General features: G+C 47.7%; 6 protein-coding genes and 1 pseudogene. All 7 read right to left on the bottom strand.

All coding sequences use genetic code 11. The annotated features are described in order from the left end of the window. Positions 1–356 precede the first annotated feature (356 nt). Positions 357–1,478 (bottom strand): linear amide C-N hydrolase, encoded by a 1,122-nt coding sequence (locus tag ACY692_RS14275; protein WP_462326049.1) that lies wholly within the window; start codon positions 1,476–1,478, stop codon positions 357–359. A 502-nt stretch (positions 1,479–1,980) separates the two neighbouring features. Next, positions 1,981–2,541, bottom strand: a complete 561-nt coding sequence (locus ACY692_RS14270; protein WP_462326048.1) for a hypothetical protein — start codon at positions 2,539–2,541, stop codon at positions 1,981–1,983. A gap of 78 nt (positions 2,542–2,619) precedes the next feature. Further along, positions 2,620–3,048 (bottom strand): gamma-glutamyl-gamma-aminobutyrate hydrolase family protein, encoded by a 429-nt coding sequence (locus tag ACY692_RS14265; RefSeq protein ID WP_462326050.1) that lies wholly within the window; start codon positions 3,046–3,048, stop codon positions 2,620–2,622. A 1-nt stretch (position 3,049) separates the two neighbouring features. Continuing rightward, positions 3,050–3,142, bottom strand: a pseudogene (locus ACY692_RS14260) (hypothetical protein); the annotation flags it as partial. A 52-nt stretch (positions 3,143–3,194) separates the two neighbouring features. Further along, complete coding sequence (locus ACY692_RS14255; RefSeq protein ID WP_462326047.1) at positions 3,195–3,431, bottom strand: addiction module protein; 237 nt, start codon at positions 3,429–3,431, stop codon at positions 3,195–3,197. 67 nt (positions 3,432–3,498) lie between these two features. Then, positions 3,499–3,777 carry a type II toxin-antitoxin system RelE/ParE family toxin gene (locus ACY692_RS14250; protein ID WP_462326046.1) on the bottom strand — a complete coding sequence of 93 codons (279 nt, stop codon included), beginning with the start codon at positions 3,775–3,777 and terminating at the stop codon, positions 3,499–3,501. Further along, on the bottom strand, positions 3,764–4,009 hold the full coding sequence (locus tag ACY692_RS14245; protein WP_462326045.1) for a CopG family ribbon-helix-helix protein: 246 nt from the start codon (positions 4,007–4,009) through the stop codon (positions 3,764–3,766). Before ACY692_RS14245 ends, ACY692_RS14250 begins: the two co-directional genes overlap by 14 nt. Positions 4,010–4,262: the final 253 nt, after the last annotated feature.

Here is a 4,262-nt window from a genome sequence, read left to right as displayed (position 1 = left end):
GGATTTTTGCGTCCAAAATTCGGGGATACGGAACTATTTTGGCCGCTACTGGGGCTGAGAGGAGCCTTACTCGCCCTTCTGTCCGGGAAAGTTATCCCTGAAGGATGTTTTGGGGTTTCGAGATGCAGAAGGGGAGTTGGATTGCTGGAGAAAAGTGAATGAAGAAAATAGATTGCCTGTCCCTTATATCTCCCTTATATCGTCTCCCTTTTGTAGTGTTGCAAGTTGCTTGAACCCACTGCCAGCCCAGTGGTTTTCAGTGGAACTCGAACATCAAAAGATCCCCTGTTCCGATCAGTAACCATTCAGGCACGATGAAGACGAATAACGCTGTATGTTCAAACGAGTAGTGCGTACTATAGTTTACCGGTCACTTCGCGGATATCCTGTTCGCGTTTTTCGTCAAGCGGGATGCTGTGCATGGTCCCCTTGCTGAAATCAATTGCTTTTAAATCGATCTTTCGAATTCTGCGGTTGAACATTGTGTGATAATAGATGACCCGGTTATTCGTATCCGTGACCACGGTATATTGTGTGCCGGCAGGAAGTGCTTTATCTTTATCCCCTTTGTCCGCTTCCGTACCTTCGGACTGGCTGGCCGAAAGCTGGAAGCTGTCGAGAATCCTGAAAACTTCCTGTACCGTATCCAAGCCGCCCTTGGTCGGGCGTGAGGTTTGCGAAAGAACGGTAGCGCGCACGAATCTGGAAGGAGAGGTATAATCGCCGGGCAGGCCGAGAAGTCCGGAACCTGCCGCCAAGGGTGTTATTTCCAGTTCACCCCATTTTTTGATTGAAAAGGGTTTTTGGGATAAAAAGCCGTAGTTGCGTAGATTGGTCAAATGCCAGTCAAAACCGGGGCTGTTGGCAATCACACCCACCGGGTTGTTGAAAAATGTTGGCCGGCCATCCTTGAATTCAATGACCATGCAATCCCCACCGGGTTCGGTGATCATCAGATGCACGGGGAGTGTTTTGTGTAGGTCGGGGTCAACCACGTTCACGACCTGTACCTGTTTCAGACCTTCCCGCACTTCCTTAAGGCTGGAGAAGCTGGAAAGAACAAACGGAAGAATGTCGGTTGGAGCAAGTGATCGCCCAGTCTTTTCCGTGTTAAAATCAGCATACTTTGCAAATCCTTCGTGGTAGAAAAAGGCGCCCGCCAGTCCTTTTTCGTTCAATCCGGTGCAGAAAACTCGGTCCAGAAGCAGAGTGCCCACAAACCCATATCTTGCATACCATCTCAAGCCATTTTCTCCTTGCGGTGTTGTGCCCTGAAACAATGTGTCACGGGGAATGACTCCAGCCTTGCCGTGAAGGTCGAACTTTCCCCACTCCTGTGTTCGACCAAAAACGGCTGTTTTGTCTTCTCCCACGAGACATACACCTGTACAGGCATAACCATGTGCAGTAAATAAAAAAATAATAAAAGAAGTCCCAAAAAAAGTAAGCAACCAGATTTTACGTTTTGAAAAATACATGTGCACTCCTTGTTTTTACATCTGCTCAATGTATCATTCTGTCTCTTAACCACATTGTACGCAACGTTTTGCTAGGCACACTTGTTTGATTCTTGAGTTGTTTTGGCGTCCTGGAGGCTTTTCAAGCCATCACGAACGACAACTATCGATATATTGTACTGATGTTCAAGTCTGGATATCGACTGCCAAAAATGGCAACAAGTGCTCCCGATTCACTGTATGCTGCCCCAATCTATCTTTAGTACCTTACTCAGAAGGTTCTGTTATAAAAAACAAGAAAATTCTATAACCGTTTGAACTTGAAGATGTGTCTGCAAAAAGTATTTTTTAGAGGCTGTTTTAGGTTGTTAGATTTTGATTAAAACCAGATGAGTTAGCTCATATGAATTTTCAAGATTGGCGACGAGACCATCTTTTGCAGTCGCATCTTAACACTTAAAACTGCGGCTTTACTGCATGAGAAGATCAGACTGTTCGAGTAGCTACTTTTCGACCAGAATGGTTACGATTTTTTTTGATTTTCTTGATGGGGTGTCGGGATCGGCCCGTGAGAATTTTTCTTTGGAATCACCCAAAGTATGAGCAACCCGCACAATCCGGCAATACCTCCGAGCCAGCCCAGTTGAGGGGGTCTTCCTTTATTCATGGCCAATATACTGCACCCGGATGTGAATACTGAACGCCCGGATAAAAAAACCAGTAAACCAGTAAAAAATAGAATTTTATTTACTTCATATAAATATGTTGCCGTAACAAAACCGCTCGAACTGAACGCAAGACTTCCTAATATGCTTGCAATTATACCACTAATAATGAACGGAGTGCTTTTTATGTATCTTATCTGACGTTCTTTTTTTGCACAACGTATGGTCAGGTATAATGTGAGAATAACAAAGACTATTGATATCATAAGCAAGGTGATTGCGGCATTTTCGTTGTCTTGCATGGCTTTGAAATGAAGAGCGAACGTCCATATAGATGGTGGTGTCAATACGATAATACCTGTATAAATATATAGAAATATATGCTTGTTGGTGTCAAAATATTTTAAATTATTTTTCATTCCTGAATCCTCAAGCTATTCTTCAAATATCTGTAATCGTTATGATCTATTGTGTTGTTTGATCCGACTAGAATGCTGTCATTGGCAGCATTCTAGTCGGACTCGTTTGACCAGTTCGCAAAACAGGGCGCGCTGGCTGCTTGCGTAGAGGAGAAGCTCGGGATGCCATTGAACCCCGATGTGGAAATCGCGGGAAGGGCCCTCGATGGCCTGGACAATGCCGCCGAGGTCCCGGGCAACGGCGTTGAGCCCCTTGCCGACCCGGTCGATGCCCTGGTTGTGCAGGCTGTTGATGCGCAAGTGTCCCCGATTGAGCAGCGCGGCCAGCATGCTGTCTGAAATCTCCGATCCGTCCTGCATACACAGGGTTTTGAGGGGCAGCACGGTCCACCGTGTGGAGGTTTTTTGGCGGTGTGAGCGCAAGTTCTGGTGCAGCCGTTCCCCCTCGGCAAATATTGAGCAGTTGCGCACCTCGACAGATGCCGAGCAAGGGCAGGTTGCGGGCAAGGGCATGGTCGACCACCGCGGTCTCCAAAGCGTCGCGCGCGGTGTCATAATTGCGCTCGATCTCGGGTTCGGCGGCGTACAGGACCGGTTCCACACCGTGTCCTCCAGTTACCACCACCCCCTGGTACACATGATCCCGGTTTTCATCACCCGGCCTCAGTTGCAGGGGTTTCTCCCGCTAGGACGTCCTCTGCAGGGGCGGCCGTGAGCAAATTTTGGTTGTATGCTTCGATCCTGGATCCAACCTCTTCCGTCCAGGCGGTTTCGATATGCTTGTCTTCAGGGACATCAAAGCTCTGGAAAAGGCGTTGAATTAATCCAGCCTTCTCTATGGGCGGCAGGGCGAGGGCGTCGTTGAGATTTCTCTCCGCTATAGCTCTCATCTAGTCCACCTCGTCTTTGTTTTGCTTCTTTTAAAAGATTACCCTCAAGATGCTGCGCCGCCTTGGTTCAGCGTTTTTGAGCAGCATGGAACACATTGAGGATTTCGACAGCGCCATCTTTGACTCGGTAAGGGATACTATACGGAGGCGCGATGAGTTCACGGGTCATGGGGACTCGCCCAGGGCGTCCGCTTTCAGGGGAGTGTCGCAATCGTTGGCAACTATCCCAGATTCTTTGCGCTCCGGAAAGCATAGCTTTGGCATCTGCGTTTTCTTCCAGGTAGAGGCGGATTTTTTCAAGATCTCTGAGGGCATTATGTGTCCAGCGGACTTTAGTCGCCTTCAACGGTCAGCCCCCATTCGCTGAATGCGTCATGGACTTCGGAAGGCGAGGCGAATTTTCCGGCATCGGCCTGAGCGAGACTTTCTTTGATTTGAGTGACCTGCCATGCCTGTTTTTCTAGAAATTGTTCCAGCGCTTGTGCGATGAGAAAGGATTTGCTTCTGTTTGTCGTTTTAGCAAGCTCGCTGAGCTTGAAGGCAGTTTCTTCCGGTATGCGTGCGGTAACTGTGCTCATCGTTTCCTCCTTTATAATATGTACGCAACATATACATTGTGTACATTATGGTCAAATTGTGGGTTATGATGGAGCAAGGGGATAGTAGAGCAAAGAAACAGCCCTCATGAGCTTTCGCGCCATGATGAAAATCTGATCGGAGGAATGCCGGGTGGGGGGTATCATGATCCAGCTGACTCCGGATTTACATACACCTCTTGGAACGAATTTTTTTCTGCAAAAGTAGGCGCAAAAGTAGGAAAAAGTAGGGACA

The organism is Desulfoplanes sp. (genome assembly GCF_054921335.1).
The sequence above is the reverse complement of the archived record's forward strand: the minus strand, read 5'-3'. Positions and strand labels throughout refer to the sequence as shown.

Bases quoted from the DNA above. Each gene is read 5' to 3' on its own strand.
- ACY692_RS14245 (WP_462326045.1), bottom strand. From the start codon at position 4,009: ATGAGCACAGTTACCGCACGCATACCGGAAGAAACTGCCTTCAAGCTC.
- ACY692_RS14270 (WP_462326048.1), bottom strand. From the start codon at position 2,541: ATGAAAAATAATTTAAAATATTTTGACACCAACAAGCATATATTTCTA.
- ACY692_RS14255 (WP_462326047.1), bottom strand. From the start codon at position 3,431: ATGAGAGCTATAGCGGAGAGAAATCTCAACGACGCCCTCGCCCTGCCG.
- ACY692_RS14275 (WP_462326049.1), bottom strand. From the start codon at position 1,478: ATGTATTTTTCAAAACGTAAAATCTGGTTGCTTACTTTTTTTGGGACT.